Source organism: Microbacterium sp. CFBP 8801 (genome assembly GCF_014839455.1).
Lineage (GTDB): Bacteria > Actinomycetota > Actinomycetes > Actinomycetales > Microbacteriaceae > Microbacterium.
Genome location: NZ_JACYNU010000003.1, coordinates 263,495 through 287,359, shown reverse-complemented (window position 1 = coordinate 287,359; position 23,865 = coordinate 263,495). Strand labels below are relative to the sequence as shown.

The following is a 23,865-nucleotide window of genomic DNA, read 5'->3' as shown; positions in this document are numbered from 1 at the left end:
GGGGGTCCTCACATCGCCGGGGCGACGGTCGCGTCGACCGCGAACGCCGACAGGTCGTCGGTGGTGTCGCCGCCCATCGCGAGCTCGGCCAGCGCCAGACCGATCGCCGGGGTGAACTTGAACGCGTGGCCGGCGCCCAGCGCCACGATGATGTCGGGCTGCTCGACGAGGGGGCCGATGATGAAGCGACGGTCGGGGGTCAGCGCGTACTGGCAGGTGACGGTGCGCAGCACCGGGCCGCTCGCGGGGATCGTCGCCGAGAGGAACGCCGCCAGCTCGGCAGTGCGCTCCTCCGACGGGACGAACGTGCGCTCCGCCGGTGACATGTGCACCTCCGAGACGTCGCGCGCCGCCTTGATGGTGGGCTCGCCGTAGGTCGGGAAACCGTAGAAGCACTGCTCGTCCTCCCAGATCCAGACGGGGAACCGGTCGCGCTCGAACGCCTCGGGCTCGGGCGGGGCGAAGTAGCTCACCTGCTCCTGCATGACCTCGAGCGGGATCCGGATGCCGAGCGGCTCGAGCAGCGTGTTCGTCCAGGCGTCGGCGGCCACGACGACGCGGCGAGCGCGCACCTCGCCGGACGAGGTCGAGACGATCACGCCGTCGCCGTCGGGGATGAGGCGGTCGACCCGCGTGCGGTCCCGCAGGTCGGCTCCCCGCACCCGAGCGTGCATCTGCAGCGTCGCGACCGTGCGGGCGGCGTGGGCGATTCCCGAGTCGGGCGTGTAGACGGTGGTGACACCGGCGGGCACCGAGAACTGCGGCCACCGCTCGTGCACCTCGTCGGGGCCGAGCAGGTCGAACGGCACGTCGTTGTCGGTCAGGCTCCGCGCGAAGTCGGCGGCGTCGTACGGGCCGCCGTCGGGGATGAAGACGACGCCGCCGGTGATGCTCAGCAGCCGCTCCCCCGTGGCCGCCTCGAGCGCCGCCCACTCGCGGTACGCCGCCTGCGCGAAGCGCACGTACGCGGCCGAGCCGTACGAGGTGCGCACGATGCGCGAGGTGTCGTGCGAGGCGCCGCGCACGTGCCCGAGCTCGAACTGCTCGAAGGCGACCGTGCGCGCGCCCCGACCGGCCAGGTGGTACGCGGCGGCGCTGCCGAGGGCTCCGAGACCGACGACGGCGACGTCGAACTGCTCCATGGCGGGTCCTTTCGAGGGGCCGGTCGGGTGCCCGGCGAATGTCAGCCATTATTCGAACCCCGCGCGGCGGGGCTGTTACGGTCACCGTGAGATGCAAAACGCCACGGTCGAGATTGCGATCGCGGCGGGAGGGATGCCATGAGCGCGAGGATCGAGCACGCGATCGCCGCCCTGCGCGCGGTCGCGGCGCGCCCCGACCCCACCCGGCCGCTTCCGCTGTCGTCGATCGCCCGCGGCGCACGCGCGAGCCTCAGCACCGTGTCGAGACTGTGCGCGGAGCTCGCCGACCTCGGCCTGCTCGCCCGGGCCGACGACTACGGCAGCTACCGCGTCGGATCCCGCGCCCTCGCCCTGTCGGGTCGGGCGTCCGCGGCGCTCGCCCCGGTCGTGAGGTTCGAGCTGCACCGCATCGCGCAGGAGACCACCGAGACGGTCGTCCTCGCGGCCCCCGAGACGGGCGGGGCACGCGTGCTCGCGACCGTCGGTTCGGGGTGGACTCTGCACGTGCCCGTGACCCTCGGCGAACTCGTCACCGACGAGCGTCGCGCCCTCGTGCGGGCCACGCGCGGCGGCGATGGCCTCGTCGAGTCGCAGCTCGGCCGAGCGGTCGAGATCGCCGTCCGGCTCACGACACCCGACGGGCGGACGGTGGCCGCCCTCGCGGTGAGCCTCCCGGTCTATCGCGCCGCCCGCGCCCGCCCCCGCGTGCGCCGCGTCCTCGGCGATGCGCGGCGCGCGTTCGAGCAGGCCCTGACTGAGGCGCACGTCGGGCCCGTCCGCGGGGACGCCGCCGCCGTCGAGCCGACCCGCGCCCTCGAGGCGGCGACGCGCGTGCTCGAACACCTCGCCGACGGCCCCGACTCCGTGGCGGGCATCGCGGCCGCCGCGCGACTCCGCCCCGACCGCGCGCGTCGAGTGGTCGACGCCCTCGTCCGCGCGGGAACGGTCGCGCACGACGCCGAGTCCGACCGCCTGCATCTCGACCTCGCCCTGCACGCCTGGCATCGCGCAGCGACCGAGCCCCTCCTCGCGCGCACCGGCCCCGCCCGTGCCGCCGCGACCGCGGCCCGCGCCGAGGCCTGCGTCTTCGTCACCGCGCTCAAGGGCATGCGCAGCTTCACCCTGGTCGAGCACATCGAACCCCTCGCCGAGGGCCTGATCATGGCGCCCTGGCTGGGTCGGCCGCATCCGCTCGTCGGCTCCGACGGAGGACCCACCCTCGCGATGGACTTCACCCTCGATCAGCTGGGCGCGCTCTTCCCCCGCCGCCACGGGGCCGCCGAGTACGCCCAGTTCACCGGACGCGTCGAGCGCGTGCGCGCCGACGGGGTGCTGACCATGGAGTCCATCGACGAGTTCGGCATCACCTCGATCTCCGCACCCGTGCGCGACGCCGCGGGCCTGGTCGCCGCCGCCGCCTGCATCGTCGGCGCGACCGAGAACGTCAAACCGCGCCTCGCCGGCCTCGAGGCCGCGGCCCGCGCCCTCGCCGCGGAGCTCTCCGCCGACCTGCACGCCCCGGGCTCGGCATCCATTCCCGCCCTCGCCCCGATGGGCGTTGCGCCCATACCGCCGCGTCGCTGACGCGGCTATCGTCGCTCGCACCCCGAACGAAGGACCCCGGATGCCGTTCACCCCCGACCCCGCGATCTTCTACGACACCGCCGGTGACGCCGACGACCCGACGGTGGTGTTGATCGCCGGCGGCGGCGCGCAGCTCATCGCCTGGCACGTCGACCTGGTCGCCCGACTGGTCGAGCGGGGTCTGCACGTCGTGCGCATGGACAACCGCGACGTGGGGCTCTCGGCCCGTTTCGGCGGACCCGGCGACATCGACGGCGGGTACGGCCTCGAAGAGATGGGCGACGACGTCGTGCGCGTGCTCGACGACCTCGGCCTCGACGCGGCGCACCTCGTCGGGCACTCGATGGGCGGGATGATGGCGCAGATGGCCGCGATCCGGCATCCCGAGAGGGTCCGGAGCCTGGGTCTGCTGTCGACCATCCCGGGGCGCGATGCCCGCTACGTGCTCCACGACGAGAGGCCCGAGCTCATGCGGGCTCCGCTGCGATACTCGCGCGCCGAGATCACCGCCGGGGCCGCCGCCTTCGCCTCCGCGACCGCGGGCGAGCGCTACCCGCTCGACGTCGAATGGAACGCGTGGGCGGCGGGCGAGGCGTTCGACCGCGGGTACTTCCCCGAGGGCTTCTCGCGGCAGTGGTCGGCGTTGCTGCGCGCGCCCGAGCGGCTCGAGGCCCTCCGCGCCCTCGACGTTCCCGCCCTGGTCTTCCACGGCCGCGACGACGACGTGCTGCACTGGAACGCAGCGGTCGACATGGCCGCGGCGCTTCGCGGCGCCGAGCTGCAGGTGCACCCCGGCATGGGGCACTTCATCGCCCCCGAGCTCTGGCCCGAGCTGATCGGCGGGATTGTCCGCGCCGTCACCGCCGGCGAGTCCCGCGCGTAGCCGTCGCTGCCGCGGCACGCGCGCGGCGAACCGCGCAAGCGTGCGACCGCCGGGGCGGGTCAGTGGGCGGCGTCGGCGGGGGCGTCGCGCTTCACCAGGCGCGTGACCCCGGTCATGATGCCGACGATGATGAGCCCCAGGATCAGGCCGAACACCGCCGACATCGCGGTCTCGACGATCCAGACGATCACGGGGCCGGCGGCCTCGATCGCGTGGGTCACGAGGTGCACGACCTCGTACGGTCCGGCCCACAGCGTCTCGGAGAGGTTCTGCAGCACCAGGTGCCCACCGACCCACAGCATCGCGACCGTGCCGATGACGCTGATCACGCGGAACACCGCGGGCATGGATGCCACGATCCGCACGCCGAAGCGACGCACCCCGCGTGAGGCGCTCTTCATCAGCCGCAGGCCGATGTCGTCGACCTTCACCAGCAGGGCGACCGCGCCGTAGACGACCACCGTCATGGCCAGGCCGATGACCAGCAGGGCGCCCAGCGTCATCCAGATGCCGAAGCCGGGGTCGAGGCTCGACAGCGCGATCAGCATGATCTCGGTGCTGAGGATGAGGTCGGTGCGCACCGCACCCAGAACGAGCTTCTTCTCGTCGCGGGGACCGTCGTCGTCGTGTGCGCCGTGATGCACGCCGAACCACTCGAGCACCTTCTCGGCGCCCTCGAAGCACAGGAACCCGCCGCCGATGATGAGCAGGTAGGGAAGCACCCACGGCGCGAACGCGGTGAGCAGCAGCGCGATCGGGATGATGATCACGTACTTGTTGATGATGCTGCCGAGAGCGATCTTCCACACCACGGGCAGTTCGCGCGCGGGGGTGAGACCCTGCACGTACTGCGGCGTGACGGCGGCGTCGTCGATGACGACTCCCGCGGTCTTCGCGCTGGCGCGCATGGCGGCGCTGAGGATGTCATCGACGACGGCGAGCAGACCGACCGACATGTACGTTTCTCCCGGGGGTACGAGGGTGCGGGCGCGAACGGCCCACAGCCCCGAGGTTAGCGGGCGCGAGACGGTCCCCCGCCGTGTGGCCGGTTCGCGAACGTCCGCGGCCGCGCGTCGAGACCGGCCGTCCGATCCCCGTGCGCACGGCTTCGCCCCGGGCCCGACCTGCCGCGACACCCGGCATCGCGACCCTGTCGGCCGGGGGGCGGCCCTGGCTAGGGTGAGCAGACGCGACCAGCAGGGAGTCCCATGTCGTTCATCACCCGCGGTTTCTCGGGCCGGCGCCGCGAGCGCGATCCTCGGCTGCCCCCGGGGCAGACACTCGGGGCCGACTGGCCCGTGCTCTCGGCGGGGCCCACGCCGACCGTCGCCGACGACGCGTGGGAGTTCGTGATCGGCACCGAGAACGGCGTGCACCGCTGGACCCGAGCCGAGCTCGAAGCCCTCGGGGTCGAAGACGTCACCGTCGACATCCACTGCGTCACGCACTGGACGAAGCTCGACATGGCGTGGCGGGGCGTCTCGCTCGACCGCGTCTTCGCCGAGGTCGAGACCGCGCACCGCTTCGCGATGGTGCACTCGTTCGGCGGGTACACCACCAATGTGGCGCTCGACGATCTGCTCGGCGGAAAGAGCTGGATCGCGTTCGAGGCCGAGGGCGCACCCCTCACCGCCGAGCACGGCGGCCCCGCCCGGCTGCTCGTGCCCCACCTGTACTTCTGGAAGAGCGCGAAGTGGGTGCAGGGCCTGGTCACCATGCCCCGCGACTCGCCGGGCTTCTGGGAGCAGAACGGCTACCACCCGCACGGCGATCCCTGGCGCGAGGAACGGTACGAGTGAACCGCCGCCCCGCCTGGCACGTCGCGACCGTCGTCGAGAGTCGAGCCGAGACGACCACGGCCCGCCGCCTCGAACTCGAGGTGCCCACGTGGCCGGGCAACGACGCGGGGGCGCACGTCGATGTGCGCCTCACCGCACCCGACGGCTACCAGGCGTCGCGCTCCTACTCGCTCGCCTCGTCGGGAGACGGGACGCGCGTGACGCTCGCCGTCGATGAGATCCCCGACGGCGAGGTGTCGCCCTTCCTCGTGCACGATCTGCGCGTCGGCGACCGCATCGAGCTGCACGGCCCGCTGGGGGCGTTCTTCGTGTGGCGTCCCTCCGACGACCCGGCCCCCGTGCAGCTGATCGCGGGCGGGTCGGGGGTGGTGCCGCTGTACGCGATGGCCGCGGCGCACGCGCGAAGCGGCGAAACCACCCCGCTGCGACTGCTGTACTCGGTGCGTTCGCCGGGCGACGTGTTCTTCCGCCCCGAGCTCGAGGCGCTCGCCGATCGCGGCTTACCCCTCGACCTGGTCTACACGCGCACCGCCCCGCCGGGAGTCTCGGCACCGCCGGGACGCCTCACCGCCGAGGGTCTGCGACGAGCCGTCTTCCCCGCCGCCCAGCGGCCCCGGGTCTACGTCTGCGGGCCCACGCCGTTCGTCGAGGCCGTCGCCGGCTGGCTCGTCGACGACGGTCACGCTCCCGCGGCGGTGCGCACCGAGAGGTTCGGGGGCGCCTGACGGCCGTGCTCCGCGACGACGCCGGGGAATGCGAAAAGCCCCGGCGAACCGGGGCTTTTTCGGCGGAGACGGAGGGATTTGAACCCTCGGTCCCCTTACGGGGACTCCACCTTAGCAGGGTGGTGCACTAGGCCTGACTATGCGACGTCTCCAGGTGATCGACGCCTTGCGGCACGAACACACCGGTCCATACTAACCGGTCGCCGCCCGGCATCCGAACCACGATCCGGATGCCGGGCGGCGGGGGTCAGCGCACGTTGCCGTTCGAGCAGGTGGCCTGCGCGGCGGTCTGCCCGGCGATGCCCGAGGGCAGCACGATCGCCTCCGACGTCGGCGCCGGGGTCGGCTCGGTCCCGTCGGTGGGCGCGGGGGCTGCGGTCTCGGTCGGAGCCGGAGCGCCGTTCTCGTCGACCACCACCCCGTCGCCGTCGCTGAGGTTGCCCGAGAGCTGCAGCGGCTGGTTCGCCGCGAGCGCGGCCCACAGCGTGTCGGCGTCTTCACGGTCGGGGACCACGCGGTTCGCGTCGGACGGGTCGGTGTAGGTGGGGTACTGCACGAAGACGATCTCGTTGAACGGCACGTCCTTCACGGCCGAGGCGATCTGCACCAGCGTGAGGGGGTTGGTCAGCGAGGTCGACGGGTCGACGTTGCGCAGCGCGGTCGAGGCGAGCTTGTACAGCGTCGCCGGGTTCGACAGCACCTCCTGGCTCTTCAGTTTGTTGGCGAGACGCGACATGTACTGCTGCTGGTTCGAGATACGCCCGAGGTCGCCGCCGTCGCCGACACCGTGGCGGGTGCGCAGGAACTGCAGGGCGTCGAGGCCGACGACCGTGCGCGTTCCGGCGGGCCAGTCGATGCCGGTGTAGGGGTCTTTGATGCCGTTCGCGATGCAGACGTCGACGCCGCCGATCGCGTCGGTGATGTTGATGACGCCGCCGAAGCTGACCTTCGCGGCGAACGGGATCTCGAGGCCGCTCAGCTGCGAGATCGTCTCGACGACGCACGAGAGCCCGCCGTACGAGAACGCACTGTTGATCTGCTGCTTGCTCATGGCCGAGTTCTCGTAGCCGTCTTTGTCGGTGCACGCCGGGATCGGCACCATCAGGTCGCGGGGGAACGAGATGACGGTCACGCGACGAGGGGCGTCGGAGATGTGCACCAGCATGTTGACGTCGTTGAGGCTGCCCTCGGCGTCGTCGCCCGTGCACCGATCCCCGAAGAGCTGGGCGAACTCGGGCTCGCACTCATCGGTGCCGATGAGCAGCATGTTCACCCCGCCCTTCAACTCCCCGATGTCCGGCGGCACGGCCGGCTGGTTCTTCAGCTCGACCGCGTCGGCGGTGAAGCTGCGGGTCAGGTCGATCGCGGCGTAGGCCAGGACGGCACCGCCCGACACCAGCAGCACGGCGAGCACGATGGCGAGGCCGCGGAACAGTTGCGCCAGCGGCCCCGGCGACGTCAGCCGGCCGTGGCGCGCGATGGTCTTCTGACCGCGCGGTGTGGTCTTGCTCACTCGGGTCCTCTCGAACGGATGCCACCGGCCCGGCAGCACGTCGACTCCGCCGCAGGGCAGGAGGTCGCAGTAATACTAGGGACGCGCGGCTGAGAATGCCGTGACTGTCGCGAGGCGCCAGGCACATCACCCGCGATAGGCATCACGGCGGTGCGCGATCGACACCATTTCGATCACCAACTGCTGGTCGACGATCAGGTAAATGACTCGATACTCGCCACGGCGAGCGGAGTACAGCGGCGCGAGCGGCTCTCGCAGCGGCTTGCCCACTCGCCGCGGGTTCTGGCGCAAAGCGCCCGCGATGAACTCGAATGCCGCAGCGGCGACCTTCTCGGGCAGGTCGTGTTCGAGCGCGCGCCGGGCGGCCCGCGTGAAGACGACGTCGTACTCCGGGTTCACGAAGACAGGCGTCCGCGCCGGATCATCGCCGCCCGAACGTCTTCGAGAGAAGACGTCTCTCCGGAGGCGAGATCTGCGAGACCCTCACGCACCGCCGCAACCTCATCCGGGCGGCTGAGAATGTCGACCGTCTCGAGGAGAGCGTCGTAGTCATCAGCGCTGAGCAGCACTGCGACACGGTCACCGTTCCGGGTGACGTCGAAGCGCTCGTGCGTCGTGACGGCCGACTCGACCAGCTTCGACAGGTTTGCCCGGGCGTCGGCGAGAGAGAGGGTGGTCATGTACAGAATTCTAGCGCCTCTGCGTGAGCGATCCGCGAGAAGAACCCCGCCCAGGCTTTCGCTGGGGCGGGGTTCGAACAACGCACATCTGGCGGAACCTGCGCGATGGCTTTCGAACCCCTCGTGGGAAACCCAGCGGTTACTTCAGTGGGTGGCCGCGCGCGATCGTTCCAACATCTAGCCCCGGATCGCGAAACAGACATCTGATTGATACGACTCGTGACGTTCCGCTGTTCAAATTCGGGGTAGGTGCCCGTGTTCACAACGGATCGTCGACGCGCGATGTGCCACCATCTGCGCGGGGGCGTCGCCTGCGCAGCAAGACCAGGTTTGACTCGCCATGGTCCAGGGCAAATGGCGACCGCTAGCATCGGAGCGTGGATCGTAAAATCGCGGCTGACTACGACAAACTGTCCGGAGTCCTCGGGCCGATGGGCATCAAAATTGAGGGCCTCATTCGGGATCTCGTCTCATCGGTCGGCCTGACAATCGTGAGCGTGAATCACCGTGTGAAGAGTAATGTGAGTGCAACGAAAAAGATCGATGGCAGCTCCGGCAAGTACGGCACCTACGGTGATCTCCACGATATGCTCGGCGTCCGAGTCGTTACCTACCTAGCTAGCGATGTCGACACTGTTGTTGATGTCCTTCGAGCGAACTTCGACGTCGACGAAGAGCGGTCGCTCGACAAGTTGACTGGTTTGGATCCGGATCGATTCGGCTACCTGTCCTATCACCTGGTAGCAAAGCTCGACGATGTACGGGCCGGGTTCGCCGAGTGGGCTCCATACAGAGACGTGTACTTCGAGATTCAGATCAGATCGATCTTGCAACACGCCTGGGCCGAGATCGAGCACGACCTGGGATATAAGTCCACCTCCGGCATCCCGGCACAGCTGAAGCGACGGTTCGCGAGGCTGGCCGGGCTTCTAGAAACGGCCGATTCTGAGTTTGACGCGGTTAGCCGCGAGGTGGCAGACCATGTAGAACGTGTCCGCGAGGCAATCGACCAAGGCGGTGACGTCCCCGTCGATCGTGACTCAATCTTGGCGCTTGTACTGACCGACGGTGGCATTGTCGGGAGAGCGGACCGAGCAATTGCCGCAGGGATTGGAGCTACCATCGCCCCTGCGACCGGTTCGTACGCTGACAGTCGCGCGGACGAGCTCACCGGAGTCGGCTTCACATCGACTGGCCAGGTCGCGAGCGCGCTCGCAGCGGAAGAGACACAACTCGTCGACTTCGCAGTCAAGTGGTTCCTAGACGACGCAGCCCAGGACGGCCAAGAACCCTTCCCCTACACAACGCTTCCTGCGGGTGTGAGCCTCTTCTACCTGTACCTGCACAGAACTCTCCAGCAAGAGGGTGGCGAGTGGAGCCTTGAGCTTGGCGGCATGGATGATCCGCAGACACGCGAAATCTTCAAGCACATACATGACTCCGCATTTCAGACTCGACCAGTGAGGTCCAGACGGCGCGGTGACTCATAAAGATCGACCTCACAGTGCTCAAGGACGATCAACCCTCCCGCCACGCAGGCTGAGGCTGAGGCTGAGGCTCCCTGACTCACTCTGGAGATGCACTTGCGATTGGACCTATGGGTTCCATGGTGAGGTTCACCTTGCAGGCGGCAGATGATCGTCATCGAACAGACTTCTATCTGTCCTCGAAACCCACCCTAAGTCAACCGATTCGGGCGCTAACGCAGCCAACCAATCCTCCCTAGATCGAGCCTGAATAAAGCTCGACGAACGCGCCTTCTCCATCAAGACGTCCGCATAGATTTGAACAGCGACGTTACCGAGAGAGTTGGTGACACTGACCTCATCCGGCGCATCGAACTGCCAGTCAGGCATTTTTTCCGCAAGTACATGATCCGTTGTGGCGCCTCGAGGTACAGGATTTTGACCACGACCGAGGGGACCGTAAAGCACGATGTGCAGAAGCTCGTATTTTGGGATAGACACGGTCGCCCACTCGTACGGTGGAAACTGCTGCGGATGCGCCAACATCGCTCGGAAGAGGCGAGCTTGGGACAGTTCCCGCGCCACCCCCTCATCAAGGTCGTACTGTTCGGTCGCCCAGCCCAAAAACCGAGCATTGTCCGAAAAGTTCACACCAAAAACAGAGTGGTTCCGCGCGACAAACCCGGACAAACTTGACATTGCTGAGTAAAATTCATCGAAAAATGCTTTAGTTGCCCGAAAGAGCATTCGCTGGTGGCCAGTTAAGGGAGCGTAGTAATCTGTTGAGTCGTCTCTTGCGGGCGGGACCTGGTCCCGGATGATGTCCAGTGCATCACGACTCGACATTAGGTGGCGAAACCCTTCTAGCGAGGTCGCCGTGGCGACTCGCTCGAAGCGGTTCATAGGGATGAGGTCGAGCTTGATTCGCCACGTATCGACGAGTCGATGGTTTAGGACACGTTTGATAGCTGTCATGATCCGGCTGCCCCCTCGCGTTTTCCGCGAAGGCCCTGACCCCCGCTCACCCGCCCGCGAATCAGCCCGGCCTACGTGGCTTGGGTCACGCAGGCACGAAACGCGAGGGCGGTGTTGATCTCGACCGGCGCCCGGCCCTACGGAGAACCTACAGGTCACCACCCGCCGCAAGCATCCCCCTGATTGCGCGCACAGCGCTCAAGATCGAGCAGCGAGCCCAACGAGACACGGGGATGCTCCAACAGATATTGAGCCCCCAGGAGCAGGCCAGGCCAGCGAGCAGAATCGAAGTGCCGCATTCGCCGAAATTTTCGAACTCGGCGTCAGGATAGGATGACTCGCTGGCGTGCATGCGAAAGGGAGCGGGCTTGGAGCGTTCTCTGGATCTCGTGCGCTCGCCGAAACTAAGCCCGGTGGGTCCGAAGTGGTACAGGTACTACGCGGGCTTCGATCCCGGGTTCGTGTCCGACGTCTGTGACGCGCTGGGTGTCCAAGAGGGTGCCGCTGTTCTCGACCCATGGATGGGTTCAGGCACAACTCTCGGCGTCGCAGCTACTAGAGGCATCGAGGTCGCCGGCATCGACCTCAACCCAGCGACGGTGGTGGTGGCGAAGGGTCGGCTGCTCGCTACAGACACGCTGACGAGCCTCGAGCCGCTCGGTGCAGGCGCTATCTCTAACGAGCCGATCGCCCCACGCCGCTGCCCATGCGTAGCTGACCGCGGACGGCCCGACCACGGAGGGTGTGGCCAGACTCAACCGCGCGGTCGCAGGGTCGACGCTTTGGGATGATGAATCTGCTCTTGCAACATTGTCCGTGGGACCGCTGAGACCAATACGGAGGAATGGCACGATGGAGCGCAGCGAGAAAGCGCGGGTGCGGGCGTATATCGGCCAGCACCTCGACGTGTCTGGTACCAGACTGTCGGATTATCAGGCTCAGTGCCTAGTTGATTTTATCGATACTTACGATCGGTACCGTGGGAAGTCGTTCAAGAAGGAGGCCTCTAGCCCAGGATTTGGGTCGGACGGGCGATACGTGCGGGTCGAAACCATCGTCGACACCTTTATCGATCCCATCGGCATTCGCCGGGAAACACACCATAGCTACGACGACGGACACGAACGCCGTTTCGTTGAGGACATCACGAGTGCGCGGGGGATCTTCGATTGGCTGTTCGAGCACCGTTGATAGGCGCGGCCGGTTAGGGCAGCAATTTCAACGCCGGTCGTGGCTCAGCCGATAGGCCGGACCGTGCTGGCTCCGGCCAGGCTGGAAAACTCTCCTCGCTCCCCCCGAATGCGAGAACTGTTTGCTCGGCGAGATCGCAAGCGGCCTGTATAAAACCCTCAGCGCCCATCACGCGCATGGAATGCCCGCCTCGCTTGAGTTGCCACAGGGCGCCTGAAATGTTCGATACATTCCGCGGATCCTGTCCATGGTTCAAAAGGTCTCGAAGGCTTTTCATGTCACCCAGGTACGCCTTGAGGGCCTGCGTACCGTTGTAAGCGACCCAGCGCGAACGCTTCCCGGCGAGGGGCACTTGCGTGCGCGTCCGAACACCCCACTCGTTCGTGAAGAGCTTGACTCCGTGTCTCTCCCCTGCTTGCCGCAATTTGTCGGGGTTTAAGGGCAACGGTCGTGTGCTGGCGGGATCGCGCAAGACATCGTTAAAGAACGCCTCCAGAGCGGCGTAACTCATCGTGAATATTGCCCATCGAAGGGCATGTTGCTTTTTCGAGCCCCCGAGTCGACGCCCGTCTACCCCTTGCAGGCTTTCAATGTCCCGGTGCAGTGTCAACAGCAGCGTTGCGTTGAGCAGCCCGCCAGAAAGATCTTGGCTGGCGTCGAGTACCTCTCGAAGACGAGGGTGACTTGGCATGACTCGACGCTACCGAAGCTCCACACCGTGCGGAAATCCGGCGCGGGTCGATGGCTATATGGTTAGCGACAGCGGCCTCGCTGTGGTTGGTCGTCGACGTAGAGAGCGGGCGGATAGGTTCGTCTGTAACTGCGAGGCTAGGACGCCCTCGCCTCGGAGTGACGCCGTCACAGCGTCCGAGTCATCTCCGCCCCCGGCAGGCCCGGCCGCGGACCGCGCGGACACCCAATAGTCTGAGACGTTGTGCTTAGCGATCAAAGCGGCGACCTTTTAGCCGTTCTTCACAGTCCGCCCTCCCGGTCGTCGGGATTGCGCACTCTACGACGAGTAGAGCTAACCAAGCACGCCCTGCGCTGTGGGAACTCTCGAGTTGCGAACTTGTGTGAGATTCCGCTAGACGACGTGGCTGCCGTTCGTAGTGTTGACCCGAGAGTCTGGGTTACTTCGCGCGAACAAATCCTCCGAGCACTGGAGGAACGGGGCGTGAGGAACGAACTGGTGACAGGTCAAGTTGTCACCGATTCGTTCCTCACGCCCCTTTTACCGACAGCTTCACTTCACGTCGGAACGCATCGAGGCGATCCGACGAGTCGTCCGTGAGGAACTCGCAAACAGCCAGGCCGATGCGCGCTTCACTCTCGATGAAGCGCGCCGACGATACCGGACACTGAAGAACGAACAGTCCGCGCTCATGAAAGCTCACTACGCCGGAGCTGTTCCACTCGACATCCTCAAGAGCAAGATGAACCGGATCACCCGCGAGGTAGACGCCACCGAGCATCAGATTGCCAGCTCCGAGCAGGCGCTCGAACAACTGGACGAGCAACTTGATCGAGCACTCGAAGTGGCGCGGCTCTGCCACGAGCAGTATGTCAACGCCGTCCCTGCAGAGCGCCGACTACTCAACCAGGGCTTGTTTCAGAAGCTCTTCATCGGTCAGGACGGTTCAGTCGAGGACGGCGAGATCCAGGAGCTCTTCGCGGGGCTGCTGTCGAATGATGCAACGCTCGCCTCTGAGGAACGAGAGCGCGCCGTGATTCCAGTCCCGTTGCAGCAGGAAGCGGATCTGGCAGCCACCGGGACGGACGGAGCACTCGTGCCGGTCCGGGAGTGGGGGAATCGACCCGAGCGTCGCTGGAGCCCGTCCGCAGTGCTCCTCAGCTTCCAACGGGATGAAGGCATTCAAGGAAGAACCCCGCCCAAACTTTCATTTGGGCGGGGTTCGAATAAGCACCATCTGGCGGAGGGTGTGGGATTCGAACCCACGGGACATCTCTGCCCACTGGTTTTCAAGACCAGGTCCATCGGCCGCTCGGACAACCCTCCCGGTCGTTCGAGTCTACCGAGCGTGTGCACCCGGGCGTGCTCCCCCGGCGTCCATCCCCCGTCGCCCGCGGCGAACGCTGGATATCGTCGACCGCATGGCGATGACGATCCGCGGCTCCCTGGCATCCTTCTTCCTCCGTCTCGGGCGGCAGGTCTGGGTGCGCGCGGCGATCTTCACGCTGACCGCCGTCGTCGTCGCCCTCGCCGCGAACGTCCTCGGGCCGCTGCTTCCCTTCGAGTTCGGCATCGACCTCGCGCAGAACTCGGTCGGATCGCTGCTGCAGATCATCGCCACGGCGATGCTGACCGTCAGCACCTTCTCGGTCACGGCGATGGTCACCGCGTTCTCGGCGGCCACGACCACGGCGACGCCCCGCTCGACGCCCCTGCTCATCGCCGACCCGACGTCGCAGAACGCCGTCTCGACGTTCATCGGGGCGTTCACCTTCTCGCTCGTGGGCATCGTCGCGCTGTCGACCGGCTACTACCTGCCGCAGGGGCGCACGATCCTCTTCGTCGCCACGCTCGTCGTCATCGGCATCGTCGTGTTCACCCTGCTGCGGTGGATCTCGCACCTGTCGACGTTCGGGCGCATGTCCGATGTCATCGACCGCGTCGAACGGGCCGCCACCACCTCGCTCGAGCTCCACGCTGCCGCCCCCACCCTCGGCGCGCGGCCGGCGGTCGCCGTGCCCCCGGATGCCGTACACGTCCACGCCGAGAAGGTCGGCTACGTCACGCACGTCGACGTCGCCGCGCTCGACCGCCTCGCCCGTCGGCACGGACTCGACGTCCACGTACGCGCGACACCCGGTCGCATCGCCGACGCCCGGGTTCCGCTCGCGTCCGTGACCGGCGCCGTCGACGATGCCGTGCGCACCGGCCTTCGTCGTGCGTTCCGCATCGAGAACCACCGCACGTTCGAGCAGGACCCCCGATTCGGTGTGATCGCCCTGACCGAGATCGGCAGCCGCGCCCTGTCGGCTGCGACGAACGACCCGGGCACGGCGATCGAGGTCATCGCCTCGCTGCAGCGGGTGTTCGCCCGAGCGCTGGCGGCCGAACCCGACGCCGACGTGGCGTACGAGCGGGTCTGGGTCCCCGCCCCGATGCTCACCGATCTCGTCGACGACGCCTTCCGTCCGCTGGCGCGCGACGGCGCGGCCGACGTCGAGGTGCAGGTGCGCCTGCAGAAATGCCTCGCCTCGCTCGCGGCATCCGCTCCCGCGCGCGCCGGAGTGTTCCGCGATGCCGCCCGCGCGGCGTTCGCTCGCAGCCGGCGCGATCTCGACCCGGCCGACACGCGGATGCTGCGCGCGGCCGTGCGGGAGGCGTGGGGGCGCTGAGCCCCGGGGCGTGGAGCGACCGGACCCGTCGACGGGCTCGGGAACCTCCGAGGCGGGATCTAGAGCGCGCGGAGGATCGCGGCGACGCCGCCCTCGCTCACCGACAGGCCCACCTCACCGGCCGCGGCGTGCACCTCGGGCGGCCCCTGGTGCATCGCGATCGCCCGGCCGCCGTTGCGCACGGCCCACTGCATCATCTCGATGTCGTTGCGTCCGTCGCCCATGACGAGGACCCGTGCGGCCGGGATGTCGAGCCACCCGCGCACCAACTCGAGGGCGGTGGACTTGTCGACGCCCTGGGGCGCGATGTCGAGCCACGCCGTCCAGCCGATCGCGTACGAGACCTGGGTGAGGCCGATGCGCTCGACGAGCTCGAGGAAATCCTGATCGGTCTGCTCGGGGGCGACGACGACGACGCGGCACACGGGCTGGTTCGACAGCTCGGCGAAACTCACCTTGTTGGCGCCCTGCAGGTTCCAGTCGTCGAGGTAGTCGGTGAACAATCGCGAGCCGTCGGGGAGTTCGACCAGGAAGTGGGCGCCCGAGAGGTGCTCGCCCAGGAGCGTGAGCACCTGGGTCGGGTCGAACGTCTCGACGTGCGCGCGTTCGTACACCGCGGCGTTGCCGTCGCCGACGCGTCGCATGACGATGGCGCCGTTCGAGCACACCGCGTACTCGGGCTGGATGCCGAGGCGCTCCATGATCGGGTGGGTGCTGTCCCAGCTGCGCCCGGTGGCGAGCATGACCTCGTGGCCCGCCGCGTGCGCGCCGGCGACGGCCTCGACCACGCCGGGGCTGAGGGTGTCGTCTTCGAGCAGCACGGTGCCGTCGATGTCGAGGGCGATGAGCATGCGCCCGACGGGTGCGTCGTCGGCGATGCGCTCGACGACGTCGACCGCCTCGTGCTGCGCGGCGATCTCGACGTCGCCGGTCTCGGGCAGGGCGGCCTCGCGACTCACGCGACCGGCTCCATGACCTCGAGCCCGCCGAGGTACGGGCGCAGGACCTCGGGGACCGTGACCGATCCGTCGGCCCGCTGGTGAGTCTCGAGAAGGGCGACGATCCAGCGGGTGGTCGCGAGCGTGCCGTTCAACGTCGCCACGGGCTGCGTCTTGCCCCCGCCCTCGGGCCGGAAGCGGGTCTCGAGACGACGGGCCTGGTACGTGGTGCAGTTCGACGTGCTCGTCAGCTCGCGGTAGGAGTCCTGCGTGGGGACCCAGGCCTCGATGTCGAACTTGCGCGCGGCGCTGGAGCCGAGGTCTCCCGCGGCCACGTCGATGACGCGGTACGAGAGGCCGAGGTCCTGCAGCATGCCCTCTTGCATCGCGACGAGGCGGTCGTGCTCGGCCTCGGAGTCGGCGGGGTCGGTGTAGACGAACATCTCGAGCTTGTTGAACTGGTGCACGCGGATGATGCCGCGGGTGTCCTTGCCGTACGAACCCGCCTCGCTGCGGTAGCAGGTGGACCAGCCCGCGTAGCGCTTGGCGCCCCGCTCGAGGTCGAGGATCTCGTCCATGTGGTACCCGGCGAGGGGGACCTCGCTCGTGCCGACGAGGTACAGGTCTTCCTTGGGCAGGTGGTACACCTCGTCGGCGTGCTGGCCCAGGAACCCCGTGCCGCGCATGACCTCGGGGCGCACGAGCGTCGGCGGGATCATCGGGGTGAAGCCCGCCTGCAGCGCCCGGTCGAGGGCGAGGGTCATGAGCGCCAGCTCGAGACGCGCGCCGATGCCGGTGAGGAAGTAGAAGCGACTGCCCGACACCTTGGTGCCGCGTTCCATGTCGATCGCGCCGAGCTTCTCGCCGAGCGCGAGGTGGTCGAGCGGTTCGAAGTCGTACGTGGGGATCTCGCCGTGGGTGCGCAGCGTGACGAAGTTCTCTTCGCCGCCGGCGGGCACCCCGTCGAGCACGATGTTCTCGATGCGCGCGAGGGCCGCGTCGGCCGCCGCCTCGGCCTCGCCCGCCGCGTGCTGCGCCGCCTTGACCTGCTCGCTGAGCTGCTTGGCCTCGGCCACCAAGGCGGCCTTCTCGTCTTTCGGCGCCTGCGCGACGCGCTTGCCGTGCGCGTTCTGCGCGGCGCGCAGTTCTTCGAAGGCGGTGATGGCGGCGCGGCGGTCGCGGTCGGCGGCGAGGGCGTCGTCCACCGAATCCGGCGACTCCCCGCGGGCGATCTGGGAGCGCTTCACGAGCTCGGGATCTTCACGCAGCAGAGTCAGGTCGATCACGCGTCCATCCTATGGTCGGCATCCCCCGGGGATCCGCCCCGACCTCGACCGTAAACGGCAGGCGGTCGGCCGCGGAACGGCGCGTGCACGCCCCGTGACGCATGGGCCATCGGCATCCCCCCGTCAAGCCCGGTCCCGCAGCCGGGTCGCGGCCCACCGCGGTCCTAGGGTGGACCCATGGCCGCCCCTGACGAGCCGCGTGACGACGCGGAGTCCCCCGAGACCGTCCCCGCCGATGCCCCCGCCGAGGTGAAGGCGGATGCCGCTGCGGCCGAAGGTTCGAGCGACGACTTCCACGCCGCGCGACTCGGCGACGACGTCGACGACCACGTCCACAAGGACGCTCCCGACCCGAAGGACGCCGCGGAGCCCGACGACGTCATCCACCAGCCCGAGGATGTTCAGCCGGACACCTCGGACGAGAGCTCCGGCGAGGCCCAGCGCGTCTCGGCGGACGGCGACGAGGCACCCATCGACGCCGAGCCCACCGCGAAGAAGCGCGCCGCGCTGATCTACAACCCCACCAAGGTCGAGCCTGAGCAGCTGCGTGCGCGCGTGGCCGAGATGGCCGCCGCGGCGGGCTGGGCCGAGCCTCTGTTCTACGAGACGACCGTCGACGACCTCGGCGACGACTCGACGCGCGCCGCCCTCGAAGAGAAAGTGGATGCCGTTGTCGTAGCCGGCGGCGACGGCACGGTTCGCGCGGTCGCCGAGGCGCTGACCTCCTCGGGCGTCCCCCTCACGATCGTGCCGAGCGGCACGGGGAACCTCCTCGCCCGCAACCTGAACCTTCCGCTGAGCGACACCGACGCGATGATCCGCGCCACGTTCGAAGGCGACATCCTCCCCATCGACACCGGACTCGCCCGCATCCGCCGGGCCGACGGCGAGATCGAGGAGCACGGGTTCTCGGTCATGGCTGGCATCGGCCTGGACGCCGCAATGATCCAGAACACGCGCGACGACCTGAAGAAGCAGGTCGGCTGGGTCGCGTACGTCGACGGAGCGGCGCGGTCGCTCGTCTCGGCGAAGCCCTTCCGCGTCATGTACCAGCTCAACGGACACCGCCTGCACTCGGCGAAGGTGCAGAGCGTGCTGTTCGCGAACTGCGGCGCCCTGCAGGGCGGCGTGGCGCTGATCCCCGACGCCTCCGTCGCCGACGGCCGACTCGACGTGGCCGTCCTCCAGCCGAGCGGCGTGCTGGGCTGGTTGGGTGTCTGGCGGAGCATCGTGTGGGACAACTCCGTCCTGCGCAAGTTCCGCGCGGGGCGCCGCGTGCTCGAACGCCGCAAGGACACCTCTGTGCGCTACCTGCGCGGCACGGGCATCGAGTTGGCGACGTCCCCCGCACAGCCGATCGAACTGGACGGCGACGAGTTCGGCGAGGCGACACGCATCTACACGCGCATCATCGCCGGAGGTCTCTCCGTGGCGCTGCCGAAGGGGCACGACGTCTCGACGCTCTGACGCGCGCGCCGCGCGCGGCCCCTCGTCGAGAACGCACCCGTTCGTCGAGGACGCACGCGTTCGGCGACCGGCGGATGCGGTCTCGACAAACGTGTGCGGTTTCGTCGGGCGCGGGCGGGCCGAGGCGGGCGGCGGCGGCGGCGGCGGCGGCGGCGGCGGCGGGCGAGTGTCAAGCCCGGACACACGGATGCCGTGGCGGATACCGTCGAACAATGGCAACGCCCTCGATCGTCTGGTTCCGCGACGACCTCCGGCTCACCGACAACCCGGCGCTGCGCGCGGCCCTCGACCGCGAGGAACCGATCGTGGCGCTCTACGTGTTCGACGAGGAGTCCGACGGGGTCCGCGAGATCGGCGGAGCCGCCCGCTGGTGGCTGCACGGGTCGCTGACCTCGCTCGGTGAGCGCCTGGCGGAACGCGGCTCCCAGCTCGTGCTGCGCCGCGGCCGCGCGGCGGAGGTGGTCCCCGCCGTCGTCGACGAAGTGGGCGCCGGCGCGGTGTTCTGGAACCGCCGCTACGGCGGCGTCGAGCGCGAGATCGACGCGGGCATCAAAGAGGCCCTGCGCGATAGCGGGGTCACCGTCGCGTCGTTCGCCGCGAACCTCCTCTACGAGCCGTGGACGGTGCGCACGCAGGCCGACAAGCCCTACGGCGTCTACACGCCCTTCGCCCGCGCCGTGCAGAAGCTGCCGGCCCCGCGCCCGCCGATGGCCGAGGCGCGCAAAGTCCCCGGCTTCGACGGGCGCGTCGACGGGGACGACCTCGGCGCCTGGTCGCTGCTGCCGACCACGCCCGACTGGGCCGGCGGCCTGCGCGAGACGTGGGAACCGGGCGAGCCCGCGGCGAAGGCGCGACTGAGGGAGTTCCTCGAAGACGACCTCGGCGGGTACTCGCAGTACCGCGACGAATTCGCGGGCGGGGCGACGTCGAACCTCTCACCGCGACTGCGCTGGGGCGAGCTGAGCCCGTACCAGGTGTGGCACGACACCGTTCAGCACCGTGGATCGGGCGAACACGCGAAGAGCGCGAGCGGATTCCTCTCGGAGGTCGTGTGGCGGGAGTTCGCCTGGCACGTGACCTTCTACGCCCCCGACATCGCGACCAAGAACTGGCGTCGCGAGTACGACGCCTTCCCGTGGCCCCCGCTCGATCGGTCGCACCTCGAGGCCTGGCAGCAGGGTCGCACCGGGGTCGCCGTCGTCGACGCGGGCATGCGCCAGCTGTGGAAGACCGGGGTCATGCACAACCGCGTGCGCATGGTCACGGCGTCGTTCCTCATCAAGAACCTGCTGATCGACTGGCGTGAGGGCGAGCAGTGGTTCTGGGATTGCCTGGTCGACGCGGATGCCGCGAGCAACCCGTTCAACTGGCAGTGGGTCGCGGGGTCCGGCGCCGACGCCGCACCGTACTTCCGCGTGTTCAATCCCGACACGCAGCGCAAGAAGTTCGACAAGCACGACCAGTACGTGCGCGAGTGGGCGCCGGAGTATCTCGGTGAGAATCCGCCGGAGCCCATGGTCGACCTCGGCGAGACCCGGCGTCGCGCGCTCGACGCCTACGCCGAGACCCGGCACGGGCACTGACGCGGGCGGGCCGGCCGTCCCCGGGCGTCGGCACCGTCGCGATGCGCCGGGTGTCGGCATCCGGGCACGCGAAAGGGGCGCCACCTCTCGGTGACGCCCCTTCGAAAGCGATCGTCAGTTGACGCGGGTGTCGTCGACCTGCTCCTCGTCGTCTTCGCCCGGGATGAAGACGTCGACCACGGTCACGTTGATCTCGGCGACCTTCATGCCGACGAGCTCCGTGATGGCCTGCGAGACGGCGGCACGCACGTTCGACGCGACGCGCTGGAGCTGCTCGGGGTAGTCCACCTGGATCGAGATGTCGGCGGCGACCTCGGTCTCGCCCACCTCGACGCTCACGCCCTGCGCGTGGTCCTTGGCACCGACGGCCTGGCGGATGTTGCCGATGACGCGAGCCGCGCCACCGCCGAGGGCGTGGACGCCCGGAACCTCAGCCGCGGCGATACCGGCGACCTTGGCGACGACGGCGTCGACGATGACCGTGGAGCCGCCGTCCTTCTTGGCAGTGGTGGGGGTGGCGGTGGTGATGGTGTCAGCCATGAGCGCTTCCTTCCGTCGTCTCCGGGACCGTCTGTCCCGCGATGTCATAAAGGAGACGTAGCGGGCGACCGATTCGTCACGACTTTCTTCCTGAGAGAAAGCTGAGCACCGCTCACACGTCGAAGAAGCCGCCGAACGGGTCGGAATCACCGGTGTCGCGGGGGGCGTCCTGCACGGTCTCGACGGCGAACAGAACGCGCGTATGGGCCGTGCAGAGCACGCTCATCCGGCGGTTGCCCACCACGACGAAGCTCTCGAATCGCCCTCCGCTGTGGACGGCGCTCTCGATGCGTTGCTGCAGATCCGCCAGGTCCTGCCCCTGTGCGAGGGAGAAGGTCGCGTCGTCGACGACGATCTGAGCGCGCACCATCGTGTGCGCGTCGGTGTCCTGCACGTCATCCGTCTGCGGGCCGTCGAGCGGCGTCCCCGCGGAGTGCGATTCGCTCATAGCGGGACGCTACGCACGATGAACGGGATCACGGACGGGGGTTGCGGCTCTTCTCGAGACGGAATAGCGGGCGGCCCACGGAGGTTGTCGTCGAGGTGACCGACGCGATCCCCTCCCTCTCTGTTCTCGACCTCGTGCCCGTGCGGCACGGGCAGACCAGCGCGCAGGCGGTGAGCGCCGCCCTCGACCTCGTCGAGCGCGCCGACCGCCTCGGATACACCCGCTACTGGTTCGCCGAACACCACAACATGCCCGCCGTGGCCTCGACCACTCCCCCCGTGCTGATCGCCGCCGCCGCGGCGCGCACGTCGCGCATCCGCGTGGGCTCGGGGGGCGTCATGCTGCCGAACCACTCCCCGCTCATCGTCGCCGAGCAGTTCGCCGCCCTCGAGGCCCTCGCCCCGGGACGCATCGACCTGGGCATCGGGCGCGCCCCCGGCAGCGACCCCGTCATCACGCAGTTGCTGAACCGGTCGGGCACGACGAGCGACGTCTCGCGCTTTCCCGACCACGTGACCGACATCATCGCGCTCACCTCCCCCGAGGGCGCCACCGTGCGATTCACCTCGGGCACCGAGTATCAGGTGAAGGCGACACCCGCGGCATCCGGGATGCCGCAGGTGTGGCTGCTGGGCTCCAGCGACTACTCCGCGCAGCTCGCCGCCAGCTTCGGCCTGCCCTACGTGTTCGCGAACCACTTCTCGGGCGAAGGGCTCGAGCACGCGCTGCGGTTGTACCGCGACCAGTTCCGGCCCAACGACTCGGGCGAGGGCCCGCGCACGTTCGTCACCGCTAACGTCGTCGCCGCCCCCACCGCCGAAGAGGCCGAGGAGCGCGCGCTGCCGCAGCTGCGCATGATGGCGCGACTGCGCACCAACCGTCCGCTCGTGCCGCTCGAGACCGTGGAGCAGGCCAAGGCCGATCCCTTCGACGCGATGGCGGAGTCGATCATGGCGTCCACCCGGCAGAAGTGGTTCGTCGGCACCGGCCCCGAGGTGCAGGGACAGCTGGCTGCCTTCGCCGCGCAGTACGGGGTCGACGAGATCATGGTCTCGCCCGTCGCCGGCGCCTACGACAGTGAGGCTCTCGACTCGGTCGAGGGTCGCGCGCAGACCCTGGAGCTGATCGCCGAGAAGGCGGCCGTCGCGGCCTGACCCGGGGCGGGCTGCCGCGCGGCGATACGTCGCGGCGGGGCGGCAGCGATCTCGGCGGGTGGCGTGCCGCGCGCGTCAGGCCTCGGGCTCGCCGCTCAGCAGGCCGCGCAGCCAGTCGCGCGCCTCGACGAACACGTCGTCGCTGTAGCGCTGCGGGTACCGCACGATGGCGCGGTCGGCGCGCGCGTACGAGCCCAGGAAGATGACCTTGGGGCTGAAGCGGCGAAGACCCAGCAGCGCGTCGGCCATGCGCTCGTCGAGCACATGCCCGTCGGCGTCGATGACGAAGCGGTAGCGGCCGAGGGCGTCGCCGATGGGACGGGATGCCAGAAGGCTCAGGTTGATGCCCCGGGTGGCGAACTGCTCGAGCAGCTCGAGCAGGGCGCCGGGGTGGTCCTCGGGGAGCTCGACGATGAGCGACGTCTTGTCGGCGCCCGTCGGCGGAGCCGGGGCGACCGTGCGGCTGACGAGCACGAAGCGGGTCACCGCGTTGGGGTTGTCGCCGATGTTCTCGGCGAGGACCGTGAGGTCGTGGTGGGCGACGACGCCGGGGGCGGCGATCGCCGTGTCGGCGCCGCTCGTGCCGTCGAGCACGCCGAGGGCGCTGGCGACGTTGCTCTCGGCGGGCAGGTGCGCGTGGGCGGGGACGTTGTCGCTGAGCCAGCCGAGGCACTGCCCGTACGCGACGGGGTGGGCGGCGATGAGCGAGACGTCGGCGAGGGTCGCACCGGGCTTGCCCACGAGCACGAAGTTCACCGGCACGAGGTACTCGCCGACGATGCGCAGGCCCGGCACGGTGGCCAGGGCGTCCTGCGCGGTGGACACGCCCCCGTCGACCGAGTTCTCGATGGCGATCATCGCGGCATCCGATCGTCCCTCGACGACGTCGGCCAGCGCCTCGCCGACGTTGCGCACCGGCCGCCAGATCTGGTCGCGCGCTTCGGGGACCTGGGCGAGCGCCGCCTCGGTGAAGGTTCCCGCGGGACCCAGGTAGCTGTAGGTGCGTCGGGCCGGATCGGGAGTGCTCACGGGGACTCAGCCTAGATGCTCGACTCTCCGGCGGGCAGTCGAGGCCCTCGAGCGCCGCAGAACCCCCGATACCGGTGGTCGAACCCGCCGCTCGCGCCG

General features: G+C 68.7%; 22 protein-coding genes and 2 tRNA genes. 10 read left to right on the top strand and 14 right to left on the bottom strand.

Annotated features, from left to right (window positions below; all coding sequences use genetic code 11):
* Positions 1-8: 8 nt before the first annotated feature.
* Positions 9-1,142 carry an N-methyl-L-tryptophan oxidase gene (gene solA, locus IFR11_RS05995; protein ID WP_191915554.1) on the bottom strand — a complete coding sequence of 378 codons (1,134 nt, stop codon included), beginning with the start codon at positions 1,140-1,142 and terminating at the stop codon, positions 9-11.
* 138 nt (positions 1,143-1,280) lie between these two features.
* Between solA and IFR11_RS05990 the strand changes: the two genes are divergently transcribed.
* Entirely contained in the window at positions 1,281-2,726 is a 1,446-nt protein-coding gene (locus IFR11_RS05990) for a helix-turn-helix domain-containing protein (RefSeq protein WP_191915553.1), read from the top strand.
* A 40-nt stretch (positions 2,727-2,766) separates the two neighbouring features.
* Positions 2,767-3,609, top strand: coding sequence for an alpha/beta fold hydrolase (locus tag IFR11_RS05985; RefSeq protein WP_191915552.1), 843 nt, complete (start codon positions 2,767-2,769; stop codon positions 3,607-3,609).
* Positions 3,610-3,668: 59 nt separating this feature from the next.
* Here IFR11_RS05985 and IFR11_RS05980 read toward each other — a convergent pair whose 3' ends face one another.
* Complete coding sequence (locus IFR11_RS05980) at positions 3,669-4,565, bottom strand: DUF808 domain-containing protein (RefSeq protein ID WP_070409224.1); 897 nt, start codon at positions 4,563-4,565, stop codon at positions 3,669-3,671.
* 252 nt (positions 4,566-4,817) lie between these two features.
* Here IFR11_RS05980 and IFR11_RS05975 point away from each other — a divergent pair, with 252 nt between their 5' ends.
* On the top strand, positions 4,818-5,408 hold the full coding sequence (locus IFR11_RS05975) for a molybdopterin-dependent oxidoreductase (protein ID WP_191915551.1): 591 nt from the start codon (positions 4,818-4,820) through the stop codon (positions 5,406-5,408).
* On the top strand, positions 5,405-6,133 hold the full coding sequence (locus IFR11_RS05970; RefSeq protein ID WP_191915550.1) for an FAD-binding oxidoreductase: 729 nt from the start codon (positions 5,405-5,407) through the stop codon (positions 6,131-6,133). Before IFR11_RS05975 ends, IFR11_RS05970 begins: the two co-directional genes overlap by 4 nt.
* A gap of 63 nt (positions 6,134-6,196) precedes the next feature.
* Here the strand turns inward: IFR11_RS05970 and IFR11_RS05965 are convergent.
* From IFR11_RS05965 to IFR11_RS05950, 4 genes are all read right to left on the bottom strand, one after another.
* Positions 6,197-6,285: transfer RNA gene (locus IFR11_RS05965), tRNA-Ser, on the bottom strand.
* Positions 6,286-6,380: 95 nt separating this feature from the next.
* Positions 6,381-7,646, bottom strand: a complete 1,266-nt coding sequence (locus tag IFR11_RS05960) for an LCP family protein (protein ID WP_055832953.1) — start codon at positions 7,644-7,646, stop codon at positions 6,381-6,383.
* Between the two features lie 126 nt (positions 7,647-7,772).
* The gene (locus tag IFR11_RS05955) at positions 7,773-8,045 is read right to left on the bottom strand and encodes a type II toxin-antitoxin system RelE/ParE family toxin (RefSeq protein WP_191915549.1); all 273 of its coding nucleotides are present in this window, start codon (positions 8,043-8,045) and stop codon (positions 7,773-7,775) included.
* Positions 8,042-8,326 carry a type II toxin-antitoxin system Phd/YefM family antitoxin gene (locus IFR11_RS05950; RefSeq protein WP_082509747.1) on the bottom strand — a complete coding sequence of 95 codons (285 nt, stop codon included), beginning with the start codon at positions 8,324-8,326 and terminating at the stop codon, positions 8,042-8,044. The genes IFR11_RS05955 and IFR11_RS05950 overlap by 4 nt, the downstream gene beginning before the upstream one ends.
* A gap of 377 nt (positions 8,327-8,703) precedes the next feature.
* Between IFR11_RS05950 and IFR11_RS05945 the strand changes: the two genes are divergently transcribed.
* Positions 8,704-9,816: a hypothetical protein gene (locus IFR11_RS05945; RefSeq protein ID WP_191915548.1), complete on the top strand. Its 1,113-nt coding sequence runs from the start codon at positions 8,704-8,706 to the stop codon at positions 9,814-9,816.
* A 126-nt stretch (positions 9,817-9,942) separates the two neighbouring features.
* On the opposite strand, the gene IFR11_RS05940 is transcribed toward IFR11_RS05945, so the two are convergent.
* A complete protein-coding gene (locus IFR11_RS05940) occupies positions 9,943-10,767 on the bottom strand; it encodes a hypothetical protein (protein ID WP_191915547.1) in 825 nt (274 codons plus the stop codon).
* Positions 10,768-11,619: 852 nt separating this feature from the next.
* Here IFR11_RS05940 and IFR11_RS05935 point away from each other — a divergent pair.
* Complete coding sequence (locus IFR11_RS05935) at positions 11,620-11,958, top strand: hypothetical protein (protein ID WP_191915546.1); 339 nt, start codon at positions 11,620-11,622, stop codon at positions 11,956-11,958.
* 1,220 nt (positions 11,959-13,178) lie between these two features.
* Here IFR11_RS05935 and IFR11_RS05930 read toward each other — a convergent pair.
* Together IFR11_RS05930 and IFR11_RS05925 are read right to left on the bottom strand one after the other, a co-directional pair.
* Complete coding sequence (locus tag IFR11_RS05930) at positions 13,179-13,511, bottom strand: hypothetical protein (RefSeq protein WP_191915545.1); 333 nt, start codon at positions 13,509-13,511, stop codon at positions 13,179-13,181.
* A gap of 376 nt (positions 13,512-13,887) precedes the next feature.
* Positions 13,888-13,975 (bottom strand) — tRNA-Ser (locus IFR11_RS05925).
* A 95-nt stretch (positions 13,976-14,070) separates the two neighbouring features.
* Between IFR11_RS05925 and IFR11_RS05920 the strand changes: the two genes are divergently transcribed.
* Positions 14,071-15,321, top strand: coding sequence for a DUF2254 domain-containing protein (locus IFR11_RS05920; protein ID WP_191915544.1), 1,251 nt, complete (start codon positions 14,071-14,073; stop codon positions 15,319-15,321).
* A 59-nt stretch (positions 15,322-15,380) separates the two neighbouring features.
* Here IFR11_RS05920 and IFR11_RS05915 read toward each other — a convergent pair whose 3' ends face one another.
* Positions 15,381-16,280, bottom strand: a complete 900-nt coding sequence (locus IFR11_RS05915; protein WP_191915543.1) for an HAD-IIB family hydrolase — start codon at positions 16,278-16,280, stop codon at positions 15,381-15,383.
* Positions 16,277-17,545, bottom strand: coding sequence for a serine--tRNA ligase (gene serS, locus IFR11_RS05910; protein WP_191915542.1), 1,269 nt, complete (start codon positions 17,543-17,545; stop codon positions 16,277-16,279). The genes IFR11_RS05915 and serS overlap by 4 nt, the downstream gene beginning before the upstream one ends.
* A gap of 177 nt (positions 17,546-17,722) precedes the next feature.
* On the opposite strand from serS, the gene IFR11_RS05905 reads away from it, so the two are divergent.
* Positions 17,723-19,012, top strand: coding sequence for a diacylglycerol/lipid kinase family protein (locus IFR11_RS05905; RefSeq protein WP_082516439.1), 1,290 nt, complete (start codon positions 17,723-17,725; stop codon positions 19,010-19,012).
* A gap of 212 nt (positions 19,013-19,224) precedes the next feature.
* Positions 19,225-20,595, top strand: a complete 1,371-nt coding sequence (locus IFR11_RS05900; protein WP_191915541.1) for a cryptochrome/photolyase family protein — start codon at positions 19,225-19,227, stop codon at positions 20,593-20,595.
* Positions 20,596-20,709: 114 nt separating this feature from the next.
* Here the strand turns inward: IFR11_RS05900 and IFR11_RS05895 are convergent, their stop codons facing one another.
* Both IFR11_RS05895 and IFR11_RS05890 read right to left on the bottom strand, forming a co-directional pair.
* Entirely contained in the window at positions 20,710-21,135 is a 426-nt protein-coding gene (locus IFR11_RS05895) for an Asp23/Gls24 family envelope stress response protein (protein ID WP_055832939.1), read from the bottom strand.
* A 112-nt stretch (positions 21,136-21,247) separates the two neighbouring features.
* Complete coding sequence (locus tag IFR11_RS05890) at positions 21,248-21,583, bottom strand: hypothetical protein (RefSeq protein WP_244630600.1); 336 nt, start codon at positions 21,581-21,583, stop codon at positions 21,248-21,250.
* 95 nt (positions 21,584-21,678) lie between these two features.
* On the opposite strand from IFR11_RS05890, the gene IFR11_RS05885 reads away from it, so the two are divergent.
* Positions 21,679-22,737 carry an LLM class flavin-dependent oxidoreductase gene (locus tag IFR11_RS05885; RefSeq protein ID WP_070409213.1) on the top strand — a complete coding sequence of 353 codons (1,059 nt, stop codon included), beginning with the start codon at positions 21,679-21,681 and terminating at the stop codon, positions 22,735-22,737.
* Between the two features lie 75 nt (positions 22,738-22,812).
* Here IFR11_RS05885 and pheA read toward each other — a convergent pair whose 3' ends face one another.
* A complete protein-coding gene (pheA, locus tag IFR11_RS05880; RefSeq protein ID WP_070409212.1) occupies positions 22,813-23,766 on the bottom strand; it encodes a prephenate dehydratase in 954 nt (317 codons plus the stop codon).
* Between the last annotated feature and the right edge of the window lie 99 nt (positions 23,767-23,865).